Annotated in this window: 24 protein-coding genes and 1 tRNA gene; 14 read left to right on the top strand and 11 right to left on the bottom strand. The window is 70.0% G+C overall.

What is annotated here, in order from left to right; translation table 11 throughout:
• Positions 1 to 40: 40 nt before the first annotated feature.
• Together ACIBH1_RS16150 and ACIBH1_RS16145 are read right to left on the bottom strand one after the other, a co-directional pair.
• A complete protein-coding gene (locus ACIBH1_RS16150) occupies positions 41 to 823 on the bottom strand; it encodes an IclR family transcriptional regulator (RefSeq protein ID WP_397314518.1) in 783 nt (260 codons plus the stop codon).
• A 14-nt stretch (positions 824 to 837) separates the two neighbouring features.
• Complete coding sequence (locus ACIBH1_RS16145) at positions 838 to 2,295, bottom strand: benzaldehyde dehydrogenase (protein ID WP_397314517.1); 1,458 nt, start codon at positions 2,293 to 2,295, stop codon at positions 838 to 840.
• A gap of 116 nt (positions 2,296 to 2,411) precedes the next feature.
• On the opposite strand from ACIBH1_RS16145, the gene ACIBH1_RS16140 reads away from it, so the two are divergent.
• From ACIBH1_RS16140 to ACIBH1_RS16110, 7 genes are read left to right on the top strand one after another with little or no spacing between them, the layout of a single operon-like run.
• Positions 2,412 to 3,326, top strand: a complete 915-nt coding sequence (locus tag ACIBH1_RS16140; RefSeq protein ID WP_397314516.1) for an ABC transporter substrate-binding protein — start codon at positions 2,412 to 2,414, stop codon at positions 3,324 to 3,326.
• Positions 3,323 to 4,078 (top strand): ABC transporter permease, encoded by a 756-nt coding sequence (locus tag ACIBH1_RS16135; protein WP_397314515.1) that lies wholly within the window; start codon positions 3,323 to 3,325, stop codon positions 4,076 to 4,078. Before ACIBH1_RS16140 ends, ACIBH1_RS16135 begins: the two co-directional genes overlap by 4 nt.
• Positions 4,075 to 4,797 (top strand): ABC transporter permease, encoded by a 723-nt coding sequence (locus ACIBH1_RS16130; protein WP_397314514.1) that lies wholly within the window; start codon positions 4,075 to 4,077, stop codon positions 4,795 to 4,797. Before ACIBH1_RS16135 ends, ACIBH1_RS16130 begins: the two co-directional genes overlap by 4 nt.
• Entirely contained in the window at positions 4,790 to 5,551 is a 762-nt protein-coding gene (locus ACIBH1_RS16125; RefSeq protein ID WP_397314513.1) for an ABC transporter ATP-binding protein, read from the top strand. The genes ACIBH1_RS16130 and ACIBH1_RS16125 overlap by 8 nt, the downstream gene beginning before the upstream one ends.
• A gap of 8 nt (positions 5,552 to 5,559) precedes the next feature.
• A complete protein-coding gene (locus ACIBH1_RS16120) occupies positions 5,560 to 6,702 on the top strand; it encodes a CynX/NimT family MFS transporter (protein WP_397314512.1) in 1,143 nt (380 codons plus the stop codon).
• Between the two features lie 20 nt (positions 6,703 to 6,722).
• Positions 6,723 to 7,352 carry a hypothetical protein gene (locus ACIBH1_RS16115; RefSeq protein ID WP_397314511.1) on the top strand — a complete coding sequence of 210 codons (630 nt, stop codon included), beginning with the start codon at positions 6,723 to 6,725 and terminating at the stop codon, positions 7,350 to 7,352.
• Positions 7,353 to 7,372: 20 nt separating this feature from the next.
• The gene (locus tag ACIBH1_RS16110) at positions 7,373 to 8,443 is read left to right on the top strand and encodes a glycerophosphodiester phosphodiesterase family protein (protein WP_397314510.1); all 1,071 of its coding nucleotides are present in this window, start codon (positions 7,373 to 7,375) and stop codon (positions 8,441 to 8,443) included.
• On the opposite strand, the gene ACIBH1_RS16105 is transcribed toward ACIBH1_RS16110, so the two are convergent.
• Positions 8,424 to 8,918, bottom strand: coding sequence for a cysteine dioxygenase (locus tag ACIBH1_RS16105; protein WP_397314509.1), 495 nt, complete (start codon positions 8,916 to 8,918; stop codon positions 8,424 to 8,426). The two genes, ACIBH1_RS16110 and ACIBH1_RS16105, sit on opposite strands and share 20 nt — an antisense overlap.
• Entirely contained in the window at positions 8,919 to 9,743 is an 825-nt protein-coding gene (locus tag ACIBH1_RS16100) for an amidohydrolase (protein WP_397314508.1), read from the bottom strand.
• Between the two features lie 146 nt (positions 9,744 to 9,889).
• On the opposite strand from ACIBH1_RS16100, the gene ACIBH1_RS16095 reads away from it, so the two are divergent.
• Positions 9,890 to 10,876 carry a LacI family DNA-binding transcriptional regulator gene (locus ACIBH1_RS16095; RefSeq protein WP_397314507.1) on the top strand — a complete coding sequence of 329 codons (987 nt, stop codon included), beginning with the start codon at positions 9,890 to 9,892 and terminating at the stop codon, positions 10,874 to 10,876.
• On the opposite strand, the gene ACIBH1_RS16090 is transcribed toward ACIBH1_RS16095, so the two are convergent.
• From ACIBH1_RS16090 to ACIBH1_RS16080, 3 genes are read right to left on the bottom strand one after another with little or no spacing between them, the layout of a single operon-like run.
• On the bottom strand, positions 10,873 to 12,171 hold the full coding sequence (locus ACIBH1_RS16090) for an aromatic amino acid ammonia-lyase (protein ID WP_397314506.1): 1,299 nt from the start codon (positions 12,169 to 12,171) through the stop codon (positions 10,873 to 10,875). The two genes, ACIBH1_RS16095 and ACIBH1_RS16090, sit on opposite strands and share 4 nt — an antisense overlap.
• 3 nt (positions 12,172 to 12,174) lie before the next feature.
• Positions 12,175 to 12,549, bottom strand: a complete 375-nt coding sequence (locus ACIBH1_RS16085; protein ID WP_397314505.1) for a phage holin family protein — start codon at positions 12,547 to 12,549, stop codon at positions 12,175 to 12,177.
• On the bottom strand, positions 12,546 to 13,748 hold the full coding sequence (locus ACIBH1_RS16080) for a cation:proton antiporter (protein ID WP_397314504.1): 1,203 nt from the start codon (positions 13,746 to 13,748) through the stop codon (positions 12,546 to 12,548). Before ACIBH1_RS16080 ends, ACIBH1_RS16085 begins: the two co-directional genes overlap by 4 nt.
• A gap of 69 nt (positions 13,749 to 13,817) precedes the next feature.
• On the opposite strand from ACIBH1_RS16080, the gene ACIBH1_RS16075 reads away from it, so the two are divergent.
• A complete protein-coding gene (locus tag ACIBH1_RS16075) occupies positions 13,818 to 14,093 on the top strand; it encodes a hypothetical protein (RefSeq protein WP_181612668.1) in 276 nt (91 codons plus the stop codon).
• Between the two features lie 89 nt (positions 14,094 to 14,182).
• Here the strand turns inward: ACIBH1_RS16075 and ACIBH1_RS16070 are convergent, their stop codons facing one another.
• Positions 14,183 to 14,803 carry an FAD:protein FMN transferase gene (locus ACIBH1_RS16070; protein ID WP_397314503.1) on the bottom strand — a complete coding sequence of 207 codons (621 nt, stop codon included), beginning with the start codon at positions 14,801 to 14,803 and terminating at the stop codon, positions 14,183 to 14,185.
• 83 nt (positions 14,804 to 14,886) lie between these two features.
• Complete coding sequence (locus tag ACIBH1_RS16065) at positions 14,887 to 15,207, bottom strand: hypothetical protein (protein WP_397314502.1); 321 nt, start codon at positions 15,205 to 15,207, stop codon at positions 14,887 to 14,889.
• 52 nt (positions 15,208 to 15,259) lie between these two features.
• On the opposite strand from ACIBH1_RS16065, the gene ACIBH1_RS16060 reads away from it, so the two are divergent.
• From ACIBH1_RS16060 to ACIBH1_RS16045, 4 genes are all read left to right on the top strand, one after another.
• The gene (locus ACIBH1_RS16060) at positions 15,260 to 15,652 is read left to right on the top strand and encodes an OsmC family protein (RefSeq protein WP_397314501.1); all 393 of its coding nucleotides are present in this window, start codon (positions 15,260 to 15,262) and stop codon (positions 15,650 to 15,652) included.
• 276 nt (positions 15,653 to 15,928) lie between these two features.
• Positions 15,929 to 16,846 carry a nucleoside hydrolase gene (locus ACIBH1_RS16055; RefSeq protein WP_397314500.1) on the top strand — a complete coding sequence of 306 codons (918 nt, stop codon included), beginning with the start codon at positions 15,929 to 15,931 and terminating at the stop codon, positions 16,844 to 16,846.
• A 47-nt stretch (positions 16,847 to 16,893) separates the two neighbouring features.
• A tRNA-Lys gene (locus ACIBH1_RS16050) sits at positions 16,894 to 16,967 on the top strand.
• Between the two features lie 135 nt (positions 16,968 to 17,102).
• Positions 17,103 to 18,980 (top strand): hypothetical protein, encoded by a 1,878-nt coding sequence (locus tag ACIBH1_RS16045; RefSeq protein WP_397314499.1) that lies wholly within the window; start codon positions 17,103 to 17,105, stop codon positions 18,978 to 18,980.
• 18 nt (positions 18,981 to 18,998) lie between these two features.
• Here ACIBH1_RS16045 and ACIBH1_RS16040 read toward each other — a convergent pair whose 3' ends face one another.
• Positions 18,999 to 21,653 (bottom strand): S8 family serine peptidase, encoded by a 2,655-nt coding sequence (locus ACIBH1_RS16040; RefSeq protein WP_397314498.1) that lies wholly within the window; start codon positions 21,651 to 21,653, stop codon positions 18,999 to 19,001.
• A 141-nt stretch (positions 21,654 to 21,794) separates the two neighbouring features.
• Between ACIBH1_RS16040 and ACIBH1_RS16035 the strand changes: the two genes are divergently transcribed.
• The gene (locus tag ACIBH1_RS16035; RefSeq protein WP_397314497.1) at positions 21,795 to 23,156 is read left to right on the top strand and encodes a glutamate decarboxylase; all 1,362 of its coding nucleotides are present in this window, start codon (positions 21,795 to 21,797) and stop codon (positions 23,154 to 23,156) included.
• Between the two features lie 15 nt (positions 23,157 to 23,171).
• On the opposite strand, the gene ACIBH1_RS16030 is transcribed toward ACIBH1_RS16035, so the two are convergent.
• Positions 23,172 to 24,035: an aminoglycoside phosphotransferase family protein gene (locus ACIBH1_RS16030; RefSeq protein ID WP_397314496.1), complete on the bottom strand. Its 864-nt coding sequence runs from the start codon at positions 24,033 to 24,035 to the stop codon at positions 23,172 to 23,174.
• Between the last annotated feature and the right edge of the window lie 24 nt (positions 24,036 to 24,059).

The following is a 24,059-nucleotide window of genomic DNA, read 5'->3' as shown; positions in this document are numbered from 1 at the left end:
CCTCGTGGTCAGACCCGCAGATGGTCAGGCCCGCAGATAATCAGGCCCGCAGACCCGTGCGCGTGGCCTCCAGATCGGCCTCGATCCTGGCCGCGGTCGCCAGCAGCGGCGGCAGGAGGTCGCGGCGCACCGACTGGGCGGTGGTGCGGCTGGCGTGCGAGGAGATGTTGATCGCCGCGATCGTGCGCCCGCCGCGGTCGCGGATCGGCGCCGCCAGCGAGCGCAGCCCCTCCTCCAGCTCCTGGTCGACCAGGGCCCATCCCTGCCTGCGCACCTTGTCGAGCTCGGCGCGCAACACCATCGGCGAGGTGATCGTGCGCGGGGTGAGTGCCCGCAGCTCGGTGCCCGACAGGTAGGTGCCGAGTGCCTCGTCGTCGAGCCCGGCCAGCAGCACGCGGCCCATCGAGGTGCAGTAGGCCGGGAAGCGGGTGCCGATGTTGATCGACACCCGCATGATGCGCGAGGTGGCCACGCGGGCCACGTAGACGACGTCGGGGCCGTCGAGCACCGCGACGGAGGCGGACTCGTGCACCTCGGCGACCAGCCGCTCGAGATGCGGGTCGGCGACCTCGGGCAGGCTCAGGCTGGACAGGTAGGAGTAGCCGAGCTCCAGCACCCGAGGGGTGAGCGCGAACAACTTGCCGTCGGTGCGCACGTAGCCGAGGTCGACCAGGGTGAGCAGGAAACGCCTGGCGGCGGCCCTGGTCAGGCCGGTGGACTTGGCCACGTCGCTGAGCGTGAGCTCCGGGCTGTCGGAGCCGAAGGCGCGGATCACCGCCAGGCCGCGTGCCAGCGATTGCACGTGCTCAGCCGACTCCGCCATCCGGTCACCCCCACCTAGAACGGATAGCGCTCTATCCCGCTCTGCATCGTTATCCAGCGCGTCTCCGTGAATGCCTCGATGTTAGCGGCGGCACCGCCGAAGCGAGCACCCGTGCCGGACGCGCCGACCCCGCCGAACGGGGCCACCGCCTCGTCGTCGACCGTCTGGTCGTTGATGTGCACGATGCCGGTGGGGATGTGCTCGGCCAGCTCCATGCCGCGCATCGGGTCGGCGGTGAGGATGCCGAGCGACAGGCCGTACTCCGAGGCGGCGGCCAGCGCGGCGGCCTCGGGGTCGTCCCTGAAGGAGACGATGGGCGCGACCGGTCCGAAGACCTCCTGGGCGAAGGCGGGCGCGGCGGTGGGCACCCGCGACAACACGGTGGGACGGTAGAACAGGTCCTGGTAGGTGCCTCCGGCGTCGAGCCTGGCGCCCGCGTCGACGCTGGCGGTGACCAGCGCGTGCACCTTCGCCAGCTGCCCGGCGTCGATGATCGGGCCGAGCGCGACCTGTTCGGTCAGCGGGTTGCCGACCGGCATCGCCTCGGCCTTGGCCGACAGCAGCGCGGCGTACTCCTCGGCGAGCGAGGCGTGCACGAGGTGCCTGCCTGTGGTCATGCAGATCTGGCCCTGGTGCAGGAAGGAGCCCCAGGCCGCCGCCGAGACCGCCGCTTCCAGGTCGGCGTCCTCCAGCACGATCAGCGCCGAGTTGCCGCCCAGCTCCAGGTGGGCGCGCTTGAGATGGCACGCGGCCACCTCGCCGACCTTGCGTCCCGCGGCGGTGGAGCCGGTGAACGAGATCACCCGCACGTGCGGGTCGGCGACCAGGGCGGCGCCCGCCTCGGCGCCGCCGGGCAGCACGTGCAGCACGCCTTCTGGGAGCCCCGCCTCCTCCATCACCCGTGCGATCGACATGCCGCCGCAGACGGCGGTGCGCGGGTCGGGCTTGAAGACGACCGCGTTGCCCAGGGCCAGGGCGGGGGCGACGGAGCGGATGCCGAGGATGAGCGGGAAGTTGAAGGGCGCGATGACGCCGACCACCCCGGCAGGGACCCGGCGGGCCAGGCTGAGGCGTCGCTTGGCGGTGGGCAGGATGTCGCCGAGCGGCTGGGAGGTCAGCATGGCCGCCTCGTAACACTCCTGGGCGGCCACGTGCACCTCGAAGCCCGCCTTGGGCGGGATGGAGCCGGCCTCGCGCACGATCCACTCCTGGATCTCGGCGCCGTGCTCCTCGAACAGCCGCCCGGCGCGGCGCAGCACCGCAGCCCGCTCCTCGAAGCTCGTGGCTGCCCACTCGCGCTGGGCGGCGGCCGCCGCGGCGCAGGCACGCGCGATCTCCTCGGGCCCCGCCACGCCCGCCCGGCCGAGCTCCTCGCCGGTGGCCGGTTCCACGACCGGCGCGTCCTCCCGCGCGGAAGTCCATCCGCCGCTGAACACCGATCCCGTCCAGAGCTTGGGGTCGAGGAGGTGCATGGGAGGCTCCTTGTTCGTCTACCGAACTCCTGGTCGCAAATGTGACGCTAAGCGGTGGACAATTACGGCGTCAACCGGGCAGGCTGTGCGTATCGCGAACACAATCTGGAGGCGAGATGCGCCGTGTCTTAGCCGTCTTCTTACTGGCCGCCCTGACGGCCTGCGGCTCGACAGACACCTCCGGGGGCAAGGCCAAGGTCAACGCGGGCGTGATCGCGATCGTCGACACCGCGCCCATCCACCTCGGCAAGGCCAAGGGCTTCTTCGACAAGCACAACATCGACCTCACGATCACCCCGGTCCAGGGCGGCGCCGCCGCCATCTCGGGAGTGGTGAGCAACCAGTTCCAGTTCGCCTTCGCCAACGTGACCTCCCTGCTGGCCGCCAAGGAGCAGGGCCTGGACGTGAAGGTCGTGGCCAACGGCGTCTCCTCGACCGGCACGCCTGGCGAGGACTTCAGCGCCGTGCTGGTCAAGGCCGACAGCCCCATCCAGTCGGCCGCCGACCTGGCGGGCAAGAAGATCTCCGTCAACCAGCTCAAGAACATCGGCGACACCACCATCCGCGCCACCGTCCGCAAGGCGGGCGGCGACCCGGCCGGCATCCAGTTCGTCGAGCTGCCCTTCCCCGACGCCCCCGCGGCCCTGCAGAACGGCAGCGTGGACGCCATCTGGGTGGTCGAGCCCTTCGTCAGCCAGGCGCTCTCGCAGGGCGCCCGCGCGGTGGCGTGGAACTTCGCCGAGGCCACGCCCAACCTCACGGTCGCCATGTACTTCACCACCGGCAAGGCCGACGCCGACCTGTCCGACCGCTTCGCCAAGGCCATCAACGAGTCGCTCGCCTACGCCGCAGAGCATCCGGACGAGGTGCGCGAGACGCTGAAGACCTACACCAAGATCGCGCCGGACGTCATCGCCAAGATCAAGCTCCCCAAGTGGCCCGCCGAGATCAACAAGGAGTCGGTCACCGCGATCGCCGAGATGGCCAAGAACGACGGCGTGCTCAAGAGCGTCCCGAGCCTGCTGGAATGAGATCCCTGTATGGGGTGGCCGGCCTCCTGCTCCTGATGGAGGCCGTGCCCCGGCTCGGGCTCGTCGACGAGCGGTTCCTGCCGCCCGCCACGGAGATCCTCGCCACCCTGGGCGGGCAGCTGGTCACCGCCGGGCTGTGGGCGGCGCTCGGCGAGACCATGCTCGGCTGGGCGCTCGGCCTGGGCATCGCCTTCTGCGCCGCCGTGGCCGCCGGCCTGGTCATCGGCACCGTGCCGGGGCTGCGCGCGGCCACCAACAGCACCGTCGAGTTCCTGCGGCCGATCCCGTCGGTGGCGCTCATCCCGCTCGCCACGCTCCTGTTCGGCGCATCGCTGGGGTCCACGCTGCTGCTCGTGGTGTACGCCTCCTTCTGGCAGGTGCTCATCCAGGTGCTGTACGGCGTGGCGGCCGTCGATCCGGTGGCGGTGGACACGGCGCGTTCCTACGGCTTCTCCTCGTGGACGCGGATGCGGCGGCTGGTGTGGCCGTCCGCTCTGCCGTACGTCATGACGGGGCTGCGGCTGGCCGCGGCGGTGGCGTTCATCCTGGCGATCACCGCCGAGCTGGTCATCGGCAGCCCGGGGCTCGGGCTCGAGATCCAGATCGCCCAGTCCAGCGGGGCGGTGGCGCAGGTCTACGCGCTGATCGTGCTGGCGGGGCTGATCGGCATCGCGGTCAACGTGGGCGTGCGGGCGCTGGAGCGGCGGGTGCTGTCGTGGCACCAGTCGGTGCGCCGGGAGGCGGCGGCATGAGGCTGGTCAACGCCCTCGCGGTGCCGCTGCTGCTCGTGGGCCTGTGGTGGCTGGTCAGCGGCGGTTCGTTCTACCTGCCGAGCCCCGGACGGGTGGCCGCGGCCTTCGCCGAGACGTGGTTCTCCGAGCGGATCCTCACCGATGTGCTGCCGAGCCTGGCCAGGCTGGCGGTGGGTTACACGCTGGCCGGTGTCATCGGCGTCGGTCTCGGCGTGGCGATCGGCCTGTCGAGCGGGCTGCGCGCGGCGGCCGAGCCGGTGCTGGAGTTCTTCCGCGCGATCCCGCCGCCGGTGCTGGTGCCGCTGATCATGCTGTTCGCGGGCATCGACAACGCGATGAAGGTCGCGGTGATCATCTCGGGATGCGTCTGGCCGATCCTGCTCAACACCGTCGAGGGCGTCAGGGCCATCGACGAGGTGCTGGCCGACACCTGCAAGCTGTACGGCGTGCGCCTGCGCCACCTGGTGCTGCGCTCGGCCAGCCCGCAGATCATGACAGGCCTGCGGCAGGCGTTGTCGATCGGGATCATCCTCATGGTGATCAGCGAGATGTTCGCCAGCAGCAGCGGCCTGGGCTTCACGATCGTGCTGTTCCAGCGGGGCTTCCAGATCGCCGAGATGTGGAGTGGAATCGTGCTGCTGGGCCTCATCGGATGGGGGTTGTCGCTGGTGTTCCGTATGGTCGAAAAGCGAGTCCTGGCTTGGTATCACCGTGCTTGAGCTCATCGATCTGACCAAGACCTACCAGGGCCGCGGGCGCACCGTCACGGCGCTGGACCACCTCTCGCTCCAGGTCGACGCGGGCGAGCTGGTCTGCGTCGTCGGGCCCTCGGGCTGCGGCAAGACCACGCTGCTGCGCTGCGTCGCCGGGCTGCTGCCGTACGAAGGAGAGGTCAGGGTCGCCGGACGGCCGGTGACCGGGCCGCCCGAGCACACCGCGGTCGTCTTCCAGGAGTACGGCAGGAGCCTGTTCCCCTGGCTCACCGTGCGCCAGAACGTCGAGCTGCCGCTCAAGGAGAAGGGCCTCGACCGGGCCAAGCGCACCGAACTGGTGACGGAGTCGCTGGAGGCCGTCGGGCTCGCCGGCGCGCACGACGCGCACCCCTGGCAGCTGTCGGGAGGCATGCAGCAGCGGGTGGCGATCGCCCGCGCCGTCGCCTACGAGCCGAGCCTGCTGCTCATGGACGAGCCGTTCGCCGCCGTCGACGCCCAGACCCGCGCCGACCTCGAGGACCTGATCCTGCGCCTCTGGCAGCGCCTGGAGGTGACCGTGCTGTTCATCACCCACGACATCGACGAGGCGGTCTACCTGGGCCGTCGCGTGATCGTGCTGTCGGCCTCGCCCACCACGGTGCTGGAGGACCTCAAGATCGACCTGCCCGCCGAGCGCGACCAGCTGACCACCCGCTCGCTGCCGAGGTTCGCCGAACTGAGGGGGCACGTCTACGCGCAGATCCAGCGCACGAAACAATAACCGCCATTGTGAGATTCGTGCTTCTGGTGGCCGGGCTGGTCCTGGCCGCGCTCAACCTGCGGCCCGCGCTGGCGGGCATCTCCCCCCTGCTCGACGAGATCATGACCGACGTCGGCCTCACTCCCGCGGGCGGCGGCGCGATCACCACGGTCATGGTGGTCTGCCTCGGCGTGTGCGGCGTGGCCACGCCGGTGCTGGCCCGCCGCCTCGGCGTGGACCGCACCCTGCTGTTCGGCCTGCTGCTCCTGGCCGCCGGGGTGGTCGTGCGCAGCCTCGACGGCCCCGTGCTCCTCTACGGCGGAGCCGCCGTGGCGGGCACCGCCATCGCGATCATGAACGTGGTCATGCCCGCCGTCGTCAAGCAGCACTTCCCCGACCGCGTCGGCCTGTTCACCAGTGTCTACGTCTCGGCCCTCGTGCTCGGCGCGGCCATCGCCAGCGGGCTGGCGATCCCCATGGAACGCTGGACGGGGCTCGACTGGCGCGGCGTCTCGGCGCTCGCGGCGGTGCCCGCGCTGCTCGGCGCGCTGCTGTGGCTGCCGCAGGCGCTGCGCAGGCGCCCCGACCCGCAGGTCGCGACCCGGCCCTTCCGTGCCATCCTGCGCAACCGCACCACCTGGTACATCACCGCCTTCATGGGCGTGCAGTCGCTGACCTTCTACGTCACGCTCGCCTGGCTGCCCACCATCTTCCTGGAGTCGGGTGTCACCCCCGAGCACGCCGGATACCTGCTCAGCCTGTCGGCGCTGGCGCAGGTCGTCGGCACCTTCGGCGCGCCCATGCACGCCGGCGGCCGGGCCTCGCAGGTGCCGCACGTGCTGGGCGCGACCGCGCTCACCGCCACGGGCTACCTGGGCGTGCTCCTCGCGCCCACGACCCTGCCGTGGTTGTGGATGATCGTGCTCGGGATCGGGCAGGGGGCGACGCTCGCGCTGGCCCTGCTCATCATCACCAACCGGGGTTCCGACCCCACCTCGGTCACCGCGTTGTCGGCCGTGGCGCAGTCGGTGGGCTACGTGCTCGCGGCCATCGGCCCGGTGCTGGTCGGAGCGCTGCGCGAGTCGAGCGGGGCCTGGACGGTGCCGCTGCTGACCGGCCTGGTCTTCTGCGGCGTGCAGGCAGTGGTGGGGTGGCTGGCCGCACGAGCTTAGGTAAGGCTTACCATGGCTGCATGCTCACCGGTGTGCTCGAGAAGTTCGCGGAGGCCCGCCAAGGTGTGCTCGGCATCGTGCCGAGCCTCGTCATCGAACCCGACGAGACCTGGACCCCGGTCTCGCGGATGCCCCTCGACGACCTGATCCAGGAGACCGCCGACCGCTGGGGCGCGCCGCGCCACGTCGGGGCGGCGCTGTTCTGGAAGACCTACTCCTACTGGCACACCATGCCCATGGCCGTCGGCTGGGCCCTCGACGGCCAGGTCCCGGTCATGCGCTTCGACGACACCTGGTTCAAGGTCTCGCCCGCGGGCGTCACCGTCGGCGCCACCGCCGTCACCTGGACCGACGTCGACGGCATCAGGCCAGCGCTTTTGGAGGCGCAGCAGCCGCTGATCAAGCGCATCTCCACGCTGGCCAGGGTGGGGGAGCGCACCCTGTGGGGCTCCACCGCCGAGGCCTTCGCCCACCCGCTGCGCGACCAGGTGCCGGGCGACTACATGAGCCTGCTGGAGCGGATCGGGCCGCCCGTCGACGGGCTGATCCAGAGCGACGGCAGCCGCTACCTGCGCCGCACCTGCTGCCTGTGGGTCACGCTGCCGGATGTTGAACCCTGCTCCACCTGCTGTGTGCTCAGCCGTAACTGAGCCGATCTAGCCTCCCGCGCATGATCCTGCGCAGGTTGATCGCCGGTGTTACCGTCGCGGTCGTGCTGATCCAACCCGAGCCCGCCGTCGCCGATCGCCGCAGCGGCGATCCCATCGTCATCGCGCACCGGGGCGCCAGCGCCCACCGTCCGGAGCACACACTGCTGGCGTACGAGGCGGCCATCGCCATGGGCGCCGACTACATCGAGCCCGACCTCGTCTCGACCAAGGACCACATCCTGGTCGCCAGGCACGAGAACGAGATCTCGGGCACCACGGACGTGGCCGCGCGCACCGAGTTCGCCGCCCGCCGCACCACCAAGACGATCGACGGCCGCCCCGTCACCGGCTGGTTCACCGAGGACTTCACCCTCGCCGAGCTGAAGACCCTGCGGGCCAAGGAGCGGGTGCCGGACCTGCGGCCCGACAACACCGCCTTCGACGGCCTGGCCGAGATCCCGACCTTCGAGGAGGTCGTGCAGCTCGCCGAGCGTCACGGCGTCGGCGTCTACCCCGAGACCAAGCACCCGACCTACTTCGACTCGATCAACCTGTCGCTGGAGGAGCCGCTGCTCGACGTGCTCGGCCGCCACCGGGTGCGCAAGGCCTTCATCCAGTCCTTCGAGACCGCCAACCTGCGCGACCTGCACGGCAGGACGCGATACCCGCTCATCCAGCTCATGACCTTCGGCGGCAAGCCGTACGACTGGGTGGTCTCGGGGGACCCTCGCGGCTACGACGACCTCGTCACCCCCGACGGGCTGCGCGAGGTCGCCTCCTACGCCGACGGCATCGGTGTCGACACCCGCCGGGTGATCCCCGTCGGGGCCGACGGCCGGCTGCTGCCTCCCACCACGCTGGTCCAGGACGCTCACCGGCGACGGCTCGACGTGCACGTGTGGACCGTCCGCAACGAGAACTCCCAGCTACCCGCCGACCACCGGCTCGGCAACCCGGCCAGCCCCGTCTACCCCCGCGCCACCGGAGACGTGATGGGCTGGCTCGGTAAGCTGCTCGACCTCGGCATCGACGGAGCGTTCTGCGACGACCCGTCGATGGGCAGGGCGGTGGTCACGCAACGGCGTCGATAGGCCGCAGCTCGTCGGCGTAACTCACCGACACCCGGCGCATCAGGCCGGTGTCGTCGATGGAGTACTGACCCAGGCGCCACAACGGCGGCGAGTAGGCGTGGATCGAGATGCTCTTGTCGATCGCGCCGGTCAGGCGGTGGATGTGATCGGGTCCGAAGGAGAACGACTGGCCTTCGGACACCACCGTCTCCAGGTGCTCGCCGCCGATGCGCGGGTTGCACTCCAGCAGCGCCCCCTGCACGACGGTCACGGCGCCCGAGGAGATGTCGTGATCGTGCCAGCCCGTGTCGTCTTCCGGGCGCCAGCACAGCAGCCACACGTCCACGTAGGCGTCGCGGTAGAGCGAGGCGTAGTGCCTGCCGCCGCCTTCGGGGAACTCCACCTGGTCCTGCCACTGCGCCGGGTCGGCTGCCAGCTCGTCGACCAGGTTCCGCAGCTCCCTCCGGTCGAGGTTGCGCTCGGGCAGCGTGTTCACTTACCTGTCTCCTCTCATCAATCGCAGGGGGTTGGTCTCTCGGATGGCGTGGTCGGCCGCGGCGCCGAGTCCCGTTTCCGGGGCGCTCGCGTACGGCGCGTCTGAGCCGTTGACGACGACGTCGACGCCCAGCTCGCGGACGATCGCGTCGATCGCCTTGGGGCCGTAGCTGGAGGTCTCCACGAAGAAGTCGCGGTCCAGGCGGCCCCGTGACGGGCCGCCGCGGGTGATCAGCCGTTCTGAGTGCAGGGGCGCCAGCCCCGCCAGCAGGGCGAAGCAGACGCGCAGGCGGGGGTGGCGGGGGCGCACGACGGCGTGGAAGTAGTGCCACGACGCGTGCATCTGCTGGACGTACGGCACCAGCGCGGGCCACCAGGGCGTCGGCGCGTGGCCGGAGGCGGGACCGGGGTGCACGAAGAGCGGCTTGTCCTGGGCGGTGAGCACGTCGAGCAGAGCGTCGTCGGGGAGCGTCGTCGCGGGGAGCTGCAGGCCGGCCTTGCCGCCGAGGTCGGCGGCCAGGCGGCCGGGGTCGGGCTCGCTGACGCACGTGGAGGCCCACTGCTCGAAGCCGTACGGCACGTCGGCGTGGTAGGCGTCGATGAGCGGCCAGGCCTCCTCGGGCGGCAGCGTCTCGATGCCGAGCGGGCTCGACAACGACAGGATCGCCGGGGTCTCGCGCTTGGCCGGGTCATGATCGGCCGGGTCGACCTCGTACGGCGGTTCGCCGTCGAGGATGAGCGTCCACCCGTCGAGATAGGGCGGGCGCGTGCGGGCGCGCAGGGCCGCGACGAACGCGGGGGTCCACACGTGCTGATGTACGTCCATCGGGCCACCTCCATCCCATGTATTTCCTACTGACTTTATAGGCAAACGTCTCAGTCTGGGAAGACGTCTCTGTGAAGCGATTCAGTGATACGGTTCAGTGAACCGCTTCACCCCGTTTCGTGTCAATGGGGGGCTAGGCTTGCGGGATGCCGCGGAAACGAGCGACGATCCGTGAGGTGGCGCAGGCGACGGGTCTGTCACCGGCAGCCGTGTCCTACGCGCTGCGCGGTATGCAGGTCTCCGAGGAGACCATGGAACGCGTCAAGGCCGCCGCCGCCGAGCTCGGCTACGAAGCCGACCCCATCGCCAGAGCCCTGGCCAGCGGGAAGACCGGCACCATCGGGATGTTGTCCGCCTCGCTCGAAGACCTGTGGCAGCAGGCCCTCGCGGTCGGCATCGGGCGGGGCCTGCTCGGCCAGGACCGCTACGCCCTCATCCTCGACGCCGCGGGCGACCCGGAGCGCCAGCGCTCGCTCGCCCAGCAGCTGCGCGACCAGCGGGTCGACGCGATGATCGTGCAGCCGGTCGACCCGGCGGCGCCGTTCTGGGCGCAACTGGCCGAATCGGTGCCCGTGGTGGCCATCGGCGACTCCCTGCCCGGCACCATCGGCGAGGTCGTCTTCGACAACCGGCGCGGCGTCACGCTGGCGCTGGAGCACCTGCGCTCGCAGGGACACCACGCCATCGCGCTGCTCACCTCGACCATGCCCAGCACCCCCGACCGCCCGGCCGACGTGCACGTGCTGGCCGAGGGGGAGCGGCTGGGATTGTCGATCTCGGTGTCGACCGCGCCCCACGACCTGGCCGGGGCCACCGAGGCCGCGCGCGAGGTGCTCGCCGACGGCGCGGTCACGGCGGTGTTCTGCTTCGCCGACTCCATCGCCTACGGGGTGTACGCGGCGGCCGAGTCGCTGGGGCTGTCGATCCCGGGCGACATCTCCGTCATGGGATACGACAACCATCCGGTGTCGTCGCTGCTGAGCCCCGGGCTCACCACCGTCGACTGGGACATCGACGGCATCGTGCGCGCCTCGGTCCGCCTCGGCGTGGCCGCCGCCGACGGCGCCACACGACGCAGGCGGGTGCTGCAGCAGCCGACGCTCGTCGAACGGGGTTCCGTCCGCGCTCGCTAGAACGCGGCGCGCAGGCGTTCGCGAGCGGCGTCGAGCTCGGCGTCGAGGGGGCGGTCGGGCCCCGGCTCACCGAGCGCGAGGCTCGCGGCGACCGACTCGACGGCGAAGACGACCTCCAGCGGCTCCACGCACCGCAGCGCCAGCCGGGCCGCCTGGGTGGCGAACGACGCGTGGTCCTCGGTCCCGCGCGAGATCACCGCGGTGCCGACGCTGACCGGCGCCGCCAGGTGCCGCAGCTCGGCCAGGGCGTCCTGGGCGACGTACTCCAGGATCAGCGCCCCGTTGCCGCCCGGCTCCGCGGCCAGGAACGGCAGCCTGCCGGTGAGCGCCGGATCCATCATCGCCGCCAGCCTGGCGGTGCTCAGCTGGGCGGCGGTGGCCACAGCCGTACGCAGGCCATCGAGGGCGTGGGCCACGGCGGCGGCGTGGAAGTTGCCGTTGTGCCAGGCCAGGTCGTCGGCGACGAGCGGGTTCTCGGTGGCGGAGTCGAGGTCGATCTCCACGGTCCTGGACGCGTGCGAGGCGACGGCGACGGCGGTGCCGTGTACCTGGGCGAACGCGCGGAAGCCGTACGGGTCCTGGATCCGCACCGGCTCGGTGGCGAGCATGTCGCGCAGGCGCGCGGCCGTGGCCGCCTGCCCCGGCTGGCGGCGCGCCCGCTGGACGGCCAGCGCCAGCGGCTCCGCCGAGGCGTTCACGGCCTGGAAGGACCGCGCCGCCACCTCGACGGCGGCGTCGAGCAGAGCGGCGAGCCGGTGGCAGGCGAGGGCGGCGTCGGCCAGGGTGGCGGCGCCGGAACTGATGAAGGGCAGGGCGTCGGAGGAGGCGAGAGGGAACCGCGGCCCGTCCCAGGCGAGCTCGCCGAGCAGGCACAACGCGGTGACCGACAACGCGGTCAGATCGCCGGTGCCGATGGCGCCGTAGGTCCGGACCGGGGGAGCGGCGCCCGCGTTGATCGCCTCGGCGAGGACCGGCAGCAGCCGGGGATCGATGCCGGAGCCTCCGGCGAGCAACTGGTTGAGCCGTACGGCCAGCATCGCGCGCGTGCGCTCGGGGGCGACGAGCGGCCCGGCACCCGTGGCGTGGCTGCGCAGCAGGTCGAGGCCGCCCCCGGCGACGTCGACGGCCTTGTTGGCGCCGACCCCCGTGGTCTGGCCGTACACGGGGCCCGTCAGTTCCTGCGCGATCTCGTAGGAACGCCAGGCCGCGTCGAGGGAGCCGAGGGTGACCTCGGCTCCGCCGTACGCGATCGTGTGGACCCGCGCGCAGGTCAGGCCCGATCCGGTGAACTCCATGCCCTAGTCGGGGATGACGAGCCCGATGATCCAGGTGACGACGCTGATCACGATGGATCCGACCACCGCGGCCGGCCAGAATCCGTCGACGTGGAAGGGGATGTCGAGCTGGGCGGCGATCCAGCTCGTCAGCATGAGCATGCCGGCGTTGATGACGATCAGGAACAGGCCCAGCGTGAGCACGATCAGCGCGCACCCGAGCGCCTGGACGATGGGCTTGACGATGGCGTTGATGACACCGAAGATCAGCGCCACCACCAGCAGTGTTCCCCAGTACTTGGCGGTGCTGGGATCACCTTGGACGGTGACGCCGTCGACGAACTTCGTCGTCACCCAGAAGGCGACCATCACCGCCAGGATGTTCAGAATGAATCTCACGCTGGAAGATCCTCGCATTTCTGCTCCGCCGCGCGATAGAGGCGCAGCGCCACCAGTGGATAGATCATCACGCTGAACACGCCCGCGGTGACGATCGCGGCCGCGGTGGCCGTGGACATGACCCCGGCCCCCACGCCCGTGTTCGTGATGACGACGATCAGCGGCAGGGCGGCGGCGGTGAACAGCGCCACCGCCCGGTCCTCGCCGGGACGCACGTCGGGATCGCGGCGGGCCAGCAGGAGGCTGGGCAGGCCGCGGACCAGGAGGAAGAGCAGCAGGAACAGCGGGATCAGCAGCAGGGAGCCCGGATCGGCGAACATCGCCTTCAGGTCGAGCTTGACGCCGCTGACCACGAAGAAGAACGGGATGAGGAAGCCGAAGCCGATGGCGTCGAGCTTGGAGGTGACCAGCTCCTGCTCCTCCTCAGGACCCGACTTGACCGCCAGGCGGATCACGATCCCGGCGGTGAAGGCGCCCAGGAGCACGTCGAGCCGGAACGAAGCGGCCAGCCACAACATCAGCATCAGCACGAACATGACGATGCGGACACCCAGCTGCCCGCTGGTGGTCATGGTGGCGGTGACCAGATGCGCCAGGCGCGGATGCCGGGGCCGGGCGGCCATCGTGGCCGCGGTGAGGGCGATCAGCGTGAACAGGGCGATCACCACGACCGTGTGCCACTTCTCGTCCTCGGAGAAGATGAAGGCCATCGCCACGATCGGGCCGAACTCTCCCAGCGCCCCGATGGCCAGCACCCGGTTGCCGAACGGCGTGGCCAGCGCGCCGGAGTCGCGCAGCATCGGCAGGATCGTGCCGAGCGCGGTGGTGGTCATGCACAGGCCCACCACCTGGGCGAGCGTCGTGAAGCCGAAGAGCGCCAGCCCGATGGCCATGCCGACGCCGAAGGAGACGAACCAGCCGAGGGCGGCCATCCTGATCGGGCGGCCCTTGACCCGCTGGAAGTCGATCTCGAAGCCGGCCATGAACATCAGCATCGCCAGACCGAACTCGGAGACCGCGTTCACCAGCTCGTCGACCTGCACCCAGCCCAGGACCACCGGGCCGACCAGCACGCCCAGCAGGATCTCGAGCACCACGTTGGGCACCCGCGCCACGCGGGCCACGCTCGCCGCCGCGATGGGGGCGGCCACAGCGGCGAGCGAGATGACCAGCACGCCGGTCATGTCGAGACTGGACATGCACGCTATGTGCCCATCCATTACACCGCGTAGTCGTTATGGAGAGCGAATCACGGGAAAAGCGGAAGCATGGACGTCGAGGAGCTGGAAACCCTGCCCGCGAGCGAGCTGCACGACCGCGCTGTCCGCTATGCCGTACGGCATGGCGACTTCGGATTCCTGTGGGAGTTGCTGAAGGTGATCCCCGCCGCCGAGGCCGCCAGCGGGCACTCGAACGAGAGCGCCAACGACCTCAGCCGGGTGTCGGCGCTGCTCAGCGATGCGATGGCGGCTGGGGAGGGCGAGCTCGGCGAGGCGTTGAAACCGGTGTACGTCGATTACCTCGCCAAGCACCCCGACGCCTGATTTATCCGTATTTATCCGGCGCGCTGCGGCGCGCCGGTCAGATGGTGGGCCGTGGCACGCCGGTCAGGCGGCGCGCTGTGACGCTTCGATCAGACGGCCAGTTGCAGCGCGCCGCCGTACTCCTGCGTGCCGTCCGGCGTGACGATCACCGTCCGGTACGGCAGGCGGTCGGCGAAACGCCTGGCCCTGGCCAGGTCCATGCGATGCATGGCGGACGCGTAGGCTCCGGCGACGCCCAGGTCGGCGCCGGAGACCGTGACATGGCCCACCGTCGCGACCGCGAGATCGCGGGCGATCAGAACGGTGCGCATCGTGCCCTGCTGCGGATCGCGCACGCCGATGCGCCACTGGCGCCCGGGAGCCGCGCTGCCCCGCACCCGGACGTCGCCCCCCGCGTCGATCCGATGGTCGACCGCCCCTGCGTTCGTCAGGGCACGCGACAGACGCTCGACCGCCCACCCTCTTATGTACGCGTCGTGGTCGCCGCGGTCGAACCAGCCGCCCGTGCTCTCGAAGAGTTCGTTGCAGCGGTGCTGGATCTCGATGAGTTCCGGGATCTGCTCGATGGTCTGCCCACCGGAGAAGCGCTCCATCTCGGGAGCGAGGGTCTCGCCGACCCACGTCAGCCAGCCGAAGGCGTCGTCGAGCAGCGGCGTCAGCTCGCGCTGCGGCAACGCGGTGCGGATGTCAACCATGACCGGGATGCCCATGACAACTTCCATACGGGCCGATCCGGGGAACGTCATTCTGCCACCTCCAGAGGTCACGCTTTCATAACAGCCGTAAGGCCGGCCTAAGCGCTTTGCGTCCTGATCCGCTTGAGCGCTCCCCGCACGTATTTACGGAACGGCCGGGGCCCCGCCAGCCGTACCTCACGCTCGCCGATGTCGGGCAGCAGCCGGCTCAGGCCCGAGGCGCTGACCTGCTCCTTGACCCGCGGATCGTGCTCGTCGCCGACCACCAGCACCAGGCCGCGCCGGCGCTGGATCTCGCGGAGCTCGGCTGTGACGCGCTGTGTGCGCACGACGGTCGGAGCGCCCTGCGGCAAACGCGCCAGCAGCCGCTCCAGCCGGGCCGTATCGATGTCGGCGGCGATCAGTACAGGGCTCGTCATGTCTCCAAGGTGTTCCAGGAAGATGAGAGGGAACTGAGTAGTTTCTATGGGCATGGCTAATGTTCGAGTCGAACGTACTGACGACGGCGGCTTCCGCGCCGTGAACGCCCGCGGCGCCGAGGTGCGCATGGGCAGCAGCGACGACGAGGGGGTCTTCACCCCCGTCGAGCTCCTGCTGGCGGCCGTGGGCGGATGCAACATCGTGACCGTCGAACCCCTGACCGCCAAGCGCGGGCACAAGCTCGTACGGCTGGCGATGGAGATCACCGCCGAGAAGGCCGAACCGAACCTCCTGGGGCCGATCACCGTCACCTACGACGTGGAGCTTCCCTCCGAGGCGGCCGACGAGGTCTACCGGGCCGTGGCGCAGCGCGTGCACGACAAGTACTGCACCGTCAGCCGCACACTCCAAGAGGGAACCAAGGTGGAGTTGGAACTTCCGTAGAGGGCTTGTTGTCCGATTTCGACCGCGTTATGACTTCTCCGTGGTGTTCGGCTCGGTAGTGTCGAAGCAGGTCAAGGGTGCTGCGACTGACTTGCAGACTTTTGCCGATGCGGACGCGGAGGGGGACCGCTGTCTGCTATGCGGGACCGCCGGTTCTTTGGGGGAAAGAGCCGGCCTGGACCGCAAACGGAGGCCGGGTGGTTCTTGGGGGAGACCACCCGGCCTCCTCTTATGCCCAGTGGATCCGCCTTCTCTCCGGTGTGAAACCGTTGACGGGTGAAACCTGTTCTCCTGGACTGCGACCCGGGCATCGACGACGCCCTCGCCATCGCCCTCGCGGCCGGCTCCACCGACATCGACCTCGTCGGCATCACCACCGTCGCGGGCAACGTGGGCCTGTCCCTGACCACCCTGAACGCGCTGGCGCTCCGCGAGTTCCTGCAGCTGGGCGAACTGCCCGTCCACGCCGGCGCCGGCCGCGCCCTCGTCCGCGACCAGATCCACGCGGCCCACGTGCACGGCACCTCCGGCCTGGGCGACGCCGTCCTGCCCGCCCCCGTCCTGGGCGCCACCGACGGGCACGCCGTCGACTTCATCATCTCCACCATCCTCGACCGGCCCGGCGAGATCACCCTCGTCGCCGTCGGACCGCTCACCAACATCGCCCTCGCCGTCCGCCGGGAGCCCCGCATCGTGCAGGCCGTCAAGGAGATGGTCGTCATGGGCGGGTCGTACACGCGGGGGAACTCCAACCCGGCGGCGGAGTTCAACATCCTCACCGACCCGGAGGCGGCGGCCATCGTGTTCGGGGCGGGATGGACCGTCACGCAGATCGGCCTCGACGTCACCCTCACCGCCCAGGTCAACACCGCGCTCCTGGAGAAGATGGGCGCCCTGGGCCGGCTGTCCTCCCTGGTCGTCCCGGCCGCCTCCTTCTACGGGCAGGTGACGACGGACGGCGGGCCGGCGCTCCACGACGCCTGCGCCGTGGCCTACGCGATCTCGCCCGGGCTGATGGGGTTCGCCGACGCGCGGGTGGAGGTGGAGACGGTCGGGAGGTTCACGACGGGGATGACGGTGACGGACTTCCGCTCCGACGCGCCCAACGCCCGGGTGGCCACGTCCTTCGATGTGCCGGGGTTCTGGGAGGTGTTGCTCGGGGCTTATGGGCGGTTGGGGGAGAGGCTTGGGTGATGTGTGCGAGCGGTGCTTGGGGGCTGGTAGAGTTTCTTCTGTCGCAAGCGCCGCTAGCTCAGTTGGTTAGAGCAGCTGACTCTTAATCAGCGGGTCCGGGGTTCGAGTCCCTGGCGGCGCACGGCGCGAAACCCCAGTTCGGTATACCGAACTGGGGTTTCTTTCTGTCTGCCCCCGTTGTGCACCCTGGACAGACCACCCACGCCTTCATACGATTCGGCGCGGGGGCCGCGTTCGCAATGTCCAGGGGGCATCTGTGCGTGACGGGGAACAGCGGAGCACGGCTGACGACTACCTTCACCGGGCTGATCATGCCCTCCATGAGGAGGGCAACCTGCATGACAGCCGCCGCTGGTTCGAGGCGGCGTACCAGGAGGCCGAGCGCTCGGGCGACTCCGGGGCGCTGGCTCGTGCGGCGCTGGGGCTGGGCGGGATCTGGCTGAACGAGCACCGCACCACCGCCGAGTCGGTGATGATCAACACTCGCCAGGAGCATGCCCTGGCCGGCATCAGGCCCGACTCCGCGCTCGCCGTACGGCTGTGCGTGCGGTTGGCCGCCGAGCGGGACAACCGCACGGGGGAGCACGCCACGGTCATGCGCGCGCTGGCCCACGCCAGGACCGCCGGCGACCCGGTGACTCTGGCCGAGGCGCTGAGCCTGGCCCATCACTGCCTGATGAGCCCCGAGCACCAGGACCTCAGGTTCGAGCTGGCGCAGGAGCTGGTCGGGGTGGCCAGCCGTACTCGTCGCCGCGGCGACCTGCTGATGGGGCTGCTGTGGTGGACGGTCGACCTGTTCCTGGCCGCCGATCCGCATGCCGAGCGTTCTCTGCGCGAGTTATGCGAGCGGCTCGCCGCCCGAGACCACCCGGCGATCGGGTTCGTCATCGACGCCATCGAGGTCATGCTGCTCATCAGGGCGGGCCGGTTCGAGCAGGCCGAGCGGGCGGCGGCGGCCTGCGCCGAGCGCGGCACGGCCGCGGGTGACGTCAACGCCGTCGGCTGGTACGGCGCGCAGCTGGTGACGATCCGCTGGTATCAGGGACGTGTCGCGGAGCTGCTCCCCTTGTTGTCGGACCTGGTGAACTCCTCGGCGTTGTGCCACGCGGACTACGCCTACTTCCCCGCGCTGGCGGTGGCCGCCGCCGAAGCCGGCGACCGGCGCCTGGCCGAGACGATGATGGCCCGGCTGCGCGACATCACGCTCCCGCCGGCGAAGAACTGGCTGGCGGCGATGTACGGGCTGGTGGAGGCCGCTCACCTGCTGGACGACGAGGCGATGGCCGCGCGGGCCTACGATCTGCTCCAGCCTTACGCCCGGCTGCCGATGATCGCCAGCCGCGGGGTGGCCTGTTTCGGCTCCGCCCACCAGTCTCTCGGGTTGGCCGCTCTGACGATGGGGCAGGTCGAGCGGGCCGCCGAGCACTTCGGCGAGGCCTTGCGGGCCAACCGCGCGCTCGGCCACTGGCCCGCGGCGGCCCTGAGCCGCTGGCGCCTGGGCCATGTGCTCGTACGGCTCGGCGGGCCACGCGACGAGCTGATGATGGCGGAGAAGGAGGCCGCAGAGCTGGGCATGGCGCTTCCCGAGGTGCGGGGCACGCAGGCACGGGCGGCGGGGCCGTCGGTGGCGGTGTGCTCGAACGGCGGGCGCTGGTGGCGGGTCGAGCTGGCCGGCCGCACCGCGCTGGTCAAGTCGAGTGTGGGCATGCGCCACCTCGCCGTCCTGATCGCCAATCCCAGACGGGAGATCCGCTCCATCGATCTCGTGGCCGGCGGGGAGGACACCCCGGCCCACTCCGCTCAGCCACTTCTGGACGAGTACGCGGAACGCACCTACGTGGCGCGGATGGCCGAGCTCGAAGAGGAGATCGGTGAGCTGGAGGCCGCCCACGACCTGGAGCGCGCCGCGGTGCTGCGCTCCGAGCGCGACTGGCTGATCTCGGAGCTGACGGCGAGCACCGGTCTGGGCGGCCGGGCTCGGAACTTCACCGATGACCACGAACGGGCCAGGGTGGCGGTGGCCAAGGCCATCCGGCGGGCGTTGACGCATATCGCCGAGGCAGACGAGGTGATCGGCGCGGAGCTGCGCGCCACCGTGCGAACGGGTGTCCGCTGCTCCTATCTGCCTCGGTGATCATGCGAGGGCCGGGTGTCAGCAGATCAGGGAGACCGTGACGGTCACCTGGTCCTGGCGGGTGAGGCCCGCGTTGTCGGTCGCCTGCAGGGTGAGGTTGCGGGTGGAGTTGCCACAGCCGCCCTTGAGCCTGACGGTGGGCTGGAGCGTGTCGGCGATCTGGACACCGTTGTCGAACCACTTCACGGTGACCGGGTTGCCCTCGGGGTCGGTGGCGGTGCCGTTGAGTGTTATCTGGTGGTACCAGCCGGTGGCGTCACTTCCGTTGACCCAGAGCAGCGCGCCGTTGGCCGGGTTGGTCACCTTGACCACCGGTGGTTTGTTGGCGCCGTCCGGCTGGATGGCGATGGGGATGGTCTCCTGATCGCACTGGTTGACCGGGTCGCAGCCCTTGAGGGTCACCGTGTGGTTGCCCACGGCGGCGCCGGTGTTGACGGTCGGGTTGTGTCCCGTCGCGAAGGGAGTGGTGGCGTTGTCGAGATACCACTTCATCGAGCTGTCGGCCAGCGGCCCCAGGTCGTCGAGGCTGGTGGAGTGGAACGGGATCAGCTCGGACCGGTCGAAGGTGGGTGTCGTGGTCGGCGACTTGGGTCCGGTGACCTTCACATCCGGCACGTGATCCACCGAGGTCACCGTGACCTGGTCCACGGCCGAGACCCCGTTGCCGAAGGTGCCCGTCGCGGTGATCGTGTGGGTTCCGGCCGGAACCGTGGCCTGGATCTGCGGGCCCGTGCCGATGACCACACCGCCTCGCCGCCAGACGATCGCGGGTTGCCCGTTGCCGTCGTCGAACACGGACGCCTTGAACGAGGTGGGAAGGTGCGCTGACACCGTCTCACCGTTCAGCGGAGTATCGATCTTGACCGTGGGCGGTAGAGCGTCCTGGACCGCGCCCAGCGCGTGGACGACCTTCCTCTTGACCTTGCCGTCGGGGCTCAGGCGCATGTGGTCGAGCAGGATGTTCTCGATCGTGTCGGTGTTCTGGCCGGGATTGGCCGAGATGAGGAGCGCTGCGACCCCGGCGGTGTACGGCGTGGAGTAGCTGGTCCCGTGGATCTCGGTCGCGACATTCGGGTTGGGATTGTCCGGGTTCGGGCCGGCCAGCACGGTGTACGGAGCGTAGATGTTGACGTCCTCGCTTCCGTAGTTGGATTGTGCGTGACGGTTCAGCGAGTTGTGGCCGAGGCCGCCGACGCAGATCACTCCGGCGTTCTCGCACGGGGTGTGCCAGGTCTTCTCCCACTTGACGATCAAGCCGGTGGTGGCGTCGACGTCGTTTCCCTCGTTGCCCGCCGACGCGAAGATCAGGATGTTGTTGATGTTCCTGACCCACGCGGTGAAGCGGTCGAAGGGCAGCACGCTCCACGACAGGTACCACGGCACCTCGGTCCGCTGGCTGATGCTGACGATCTTGTTGCCGCCGGCGGCCGCCTGACCGAGCGCGACCATCATGTAGAAGAAGTCGCCGGTCGTCCATATGCCGGTCGGCCGGGCCACCGGGCCCGCCGTGCCTGCCGTACCGACGGAGTTGCCTGGAACGGCGGCCATCGAGTCCAGGATCTTGACGCCGTGCCACGGTGTCGACCCGGGGAATTGAGAGCTCGGGCTCACTCCGGGCACCGAGGTGGTGAATGTGGTCGAGGACGGATGATCGACGCTGGTGGTGAAGGCGCGGTCGAGCACGGCCATCTTGACCTTGTTGTTCAGCTTGCCGACCGAGTCGAGCAGTTGCCACGCGGCGGGCACCCCGATGTCCTGCGTGCTGCCTTCCTTGAGGTATCGCCAGCTGAAGGAGTTCCGGTCGTAACCCGTCGAGCTGTGGCCGGACGGCCCCTGCTGAGCCTCCGGCGTGATGCCGCTGGGGATGTCGTCGTCCTTGCTCACCCAGTTGACGGCGGCCTTCTCCGTCGTGGCGGCGGCCGCGAGCAGTTCCAGGCCCTCGCGGCTGGACACCGCCACGGAATCGGCCTGGTTCTTGTCCGGATTGAGCGCCTTCAGCGCGTCACTCAGCTGGCCGGGCTGAGCGGCACCAGTTTCGATCTTGACCAGGTAGTGGTTGAGGTCGCCCTGTTCCACCTTGTTCACGACCTTGCCGTTCCACCTGGCGACGACGGCGTCCAGCTCGGACTGATTCGACGTGGTGACGACCAGTTCGTCGGCGACGAAGTCCATCGGGGTGCCGTCAGAGCCGGTGAGGCTGGCCAGAGGACGATCATCGGGGAGCTTGTCCATCGGAGGCTTGGCGCGGTCGGGATCGACGTAGAAGTCGAGCGGGCCCTCGCACTCCTTCAGCTCGGCGAAGACGCGCGCGCGGATGGCCCCCGCCTGCCTTCCGAGCTTGTCCAGGCCGTTGCGGGTGGCGTTGAGCTGGGCGAGCTGATCGGCATTCCAGCCGCCCTTGTCGATCGCCTCTTGCAGGACTCGCACCTGCTCACGTGCGAGCCGTGCAAAAGACAGCAGCCCGTCGGCCGACTCGCACGGTTCCGGGGACTGGGCCTTCTCCACGCTCTCCTTCATGGAGGTGGCGGCCTGATCATCCATGGGAGCAGGGCCCTGTCGCTGCGCCTCGATCACCCGATTCAGCTCTTCCTTGAGCACGGAGATCTCGGTATCGATGGGAGACGCGGCCTGCGCCGGGGCAGGAACGCCCACGAACGCGCCGATCAGCGCCACGGCCACTAGTGACCTGAGAAATAAGGAACGCATGCCTCCCGGGCGTGGCATGACGTTCCATCTCATGTCACACAGGAACGCCGAGGAGTTTTGTATGGTGGCCGTATCCCCCGTGCCCGGCCCACAAAACGGGGGAGTTCCATGGCGTTGCATGCCGTATCGGCCGATTTCGACGACGTCTTCGCGTCACCGCTGAGCGAACAGGTCCTGCCCAAGTACCGGCTGCCCGCCGCGGAATCCGACCCGCGCACCGTCTACCAGCTCATCCACTCCGAGCTGCTCCTGGACGGCAACGCCTCCCAGAACCTCGCCACGTTCTGCACGACCTGGTCCGAGCAGGAAGTCCACAAGCTGATGGACGACTGCCTCGGCAAGAACATGATCGACAAGGACGAGTACCCCCAGACCGCCGAGATCGAGAACCGCTGCGTGCACATCCTGGCCGACCTGTGGAACGCGCCCGACGGGCAGACCACGATGGGGTGCTCGACGACCGGCTCCAGCGAGGCCGCGATGCTGGGCGGGCTGGCCATGAAGTGGCGATGGCGCAAGGCGCGTGAGGCCGCTGGCAAGGCCGCCGACAAGCCGAACATCGTCGCCGGGCCCGTCCAGATCTGCTGGGACAAGTTCGCCCGCTACTTCGACGTCGAGCTGCGCCAGGTCCCGATCGAGGAGGGCGCCACCGGCCTGCGGGCCCACCAGCTGCGCGACCACGTCGACGAGAACACGATCGGCGTCGTCGGAATCCTGGGCGTCACCTTCACCTGCGACTACGAGAACATCGCCGAGCTGGCCGCCGAGCTCGATGCCATCCAGGCGGACACGGGGCTCGACATCCCCCTGCACGTCGACGCCGCCAGCGGCGGGTTCGTGGCGCCCTTCGTCCAGCCCGACGTCGTGTGGGACTTCCGCCTGGAGCGCGTGGCGTCGATCAACACCTCGGGGCACAAGTACGGCCTGGCGCCGCTGGGCGTCGGCTGGGTGGTGTGGCGGGACGCCTCGCTGCTGCCCGAGGAGCTGATCTTCCGGGTCGACTACCTCGGCGGCGACATGCCCACGTTCGCCCTCAACTTCTCCCGCCCCGGCGGCGAGGTCGTCGCCCAGTACTACAACCTGATCAGGCTGGGCCGCGAGGGCTACCGCAAGATCCAGCAGGCCTGCATGGACTCGGCACGGTTCCTGGGACGGGAAATCAGCCAGATGGGGCCGTTCGAGCTGCTCTACGACGGCACGACCGCGTTGCCCGCCGTCTCCTACAAGCTCAAGGACGACGTCACCGGCTGGTCCCTGTACGACCTGACCGAGCAGTTGCGCGTGCGCGGCTGGCAGGTGCCGTCCTACCCGCTGCCCGCCGACCGGCAGGAGACCGTGATCCAGCGGGTGCTGGTACGGCACGGCGTCGGCAGGGACGAGCTCGCCCTGCTGGCAGGCGACATCCGACGCTCCGTGGAGCGGCTCACCAAGGGGACGGCCGACGCCTCACGGACGGGATTCCACCACTGAAGAGCGCGCATCGCCTCACTCCTGGGCGAGCGCCTGCCTGATCTGCCGGGTGGTCTGCTCGGCGACGCGCGGATTCTCGGCGGCGTAGGCGGTGTAGGCGTTCAGCCCGGTCGCAAGCGCCCAGCCGCGCCCGCGCAGCCACGTCGCCTCGTCCACCTCCAGCCGCCCGCGGAAGGTTGTACGGCTGCGCGCCGACATCAGCGTGTAGGCGATGATCATGTCGCAGGCGGGGTCGCCGACCCCGAGGCCGCCGAAGTCGATGACCGCGCTCAGCACCCCGCCGGTGGTCAGCAGGTTGCCGGTGTGGAAGTCGCCGTGGAACCACACCGGCGCACGGTCCCACTCCGGCGCCTCCAGCGAGGCCTCCCACAACGCGGTCATGGCCGTGCCGTCGAAGACGCCGTCCACCTGCGCGATCGCCGCCCGCGTCGCTTGGTCGCGCAGGGCCAACGGCGCGTCGACCAGCTCCTTGTTGCCCGGCGGCAGCTCCTGGAGCGCCTTCAGGAAGGCGGCCAGCGCGACGGCCGCCTCGGCGGAGTCGCCCAGCATCTCGACCGTCGCCACCTCGCCCTCCAGCCAGCGTGACACCGCCCACCTCCACGGGTAGCCGTAATCAGGCTCCCCGACGGCGACCGGCACGGGGACGGCCAGCGGCAGGTGCGGGGCGATCCGGGGCAACCACTCCAGCTCCTTGGCCGCCTGCTCGATCGCGCCCGCGTGACGCGGCAGCCGTACGGCCAGCTCGCCGCCGAGGCGGAAGATCATGTGGTCGGATCCGCCGGGCTCGACGAGGGTGAGCGGGAGCCGGGACCACTGCGGGAACTGGCTGTCCACCAGCCGCCGGGCCAGCGCGGGGCCGATCGGGGGTCGGAGCGACAAGACGGTGTCTCCAGGCGATAGCGG

This window comes from Nonomuraea sp. NPDC050663 (genome assembly GCF_044456985.1).
Lineage (GTDB): Bacteria > Actinomycetota > Actinomycetes > Streptosporangiales > Streptosporangiaceae > Nonomuraea.
Note: the sequence above shows the minus strand (reverse complement) of the source record. Positions and strands in the feature narration are given on the sequence as shown.

Bases quoted from the DNA above. Each gene is read 5' to 3' on its own strand.
- ACIBH1_RS16075 (WP_181612668.1), top strand. From the start codon at position 13,818: ATGGACGTCGAGGAGCTGGAAACCCTGCCCGCGAGCGAGCTGCACGAC.
- ACIBH1_RS16115 (WP_397314511.1), top strand. From the start codon at position 6,723: ATGCTCACCGGTGTGCTCGAGAAGTTCGCGGAGGCCCGCCAAGGTGTG.
- ACIBH1_RS16060 (WP_397314501.1), top strand. From the start codon at position 15,260: ATGGCTAATGTTCGAGTCGAACGTACTGACGACGGCGGCTTCCGCGCC.
- ACIBH1_RS16070 (WP_397314503.1), bottom strand. From the start codon at position 14,803: ATGGGCATCCCGGTCATGGTTGACATCCGCACCGCGTTGCCGCAGCGC.
- ACIBH1_RS16035 (WP_397314497.1), top strand. From the start codon at position 21,795: ATGGCGTTGCATGCCGTATCGGCCGATTTCGACGACGTCTTCGCGTCA.
- ACIBH1_RS16065 (WP_397314502.1), bottom strand. From the start codon at position 15,207: ATGACGAGCCCTGTACTGATCGCCGCCGACATCGATACGGCCCGGCTG.
- ACIBH1_RS16150 (WP_397314518.1), bottom strand. From the start codon at position 823: ATGGCGGAGTCGGCTGAGCACGTGCAATCGCTGGCACGCGGCCTGGCG.
- ACIBH1_RS16135 (WP_397314515.1), top strand. From the start codon at position 3,323: ATGAGATCCCTGTATGGGGTGGCCGGCCTCCTGCTCCTGATGGAGGCC.
- ACIBH1_RS16080 (WP_397314504.1), bottom strand. From the start codon at position 13,748: ATGTCCAGTCTCGACATGACCGGCGTGCTGGTCATCTCGCTCGCCGCT.
- ACIBH1_RS16140 (WP_397314516.1), top strand. From the start codon at position 2,412: ATGCGCCGTGTCTTAGCCGTCTTCTTACTGGCCGCCCTGACGGCCTGC.
- ACIBH1_RS16145 (WP_397314517.1), bottom strand. From the start codon at position 2,295: ATGCACCTCCTCGACCCCAAGCTCTGGACGGGATCGGTGTTCAGCGGC.
- ACIBH1_RS16090 (WP_397314506.1), bottom strand. From the start codon at position 12,171: ATGGAGTTCACCGGATCGGGCCTGACCTGCGCGCGGGTCCACACGATC.
- ACIBH1_RS16110 (WP_397314510.1), top strand. From the start codon at position 7,373: ATGATCCTGCGCAGGTTGATCGCCGGTGTTACCGTCGCGGTCGTGCTG.
- ACIBH1_RS16100 (WP_397314508.1), bottom strand. From the start codon at position 9,743: ATGGACGTACATCAGCACGTGTGGACCCCCGCGTTCGTCGCGGCCCTG.
- ACIBH1_RS16095 (WP_397314507.1), top strand. From the start codon at position 9,890: ATGCCGCGGAAACGAGCGACGATCCGTGAGGTGGCGCAGGCGACGGGT.
- ACIBH1_RS16130 (WP_397314514.1), top strand. From the start codon at position 4,075: ATGAGGCTGGTCAACGCCCTCGCGGTGCCGCTGCTGCTCGTGGGCCTG.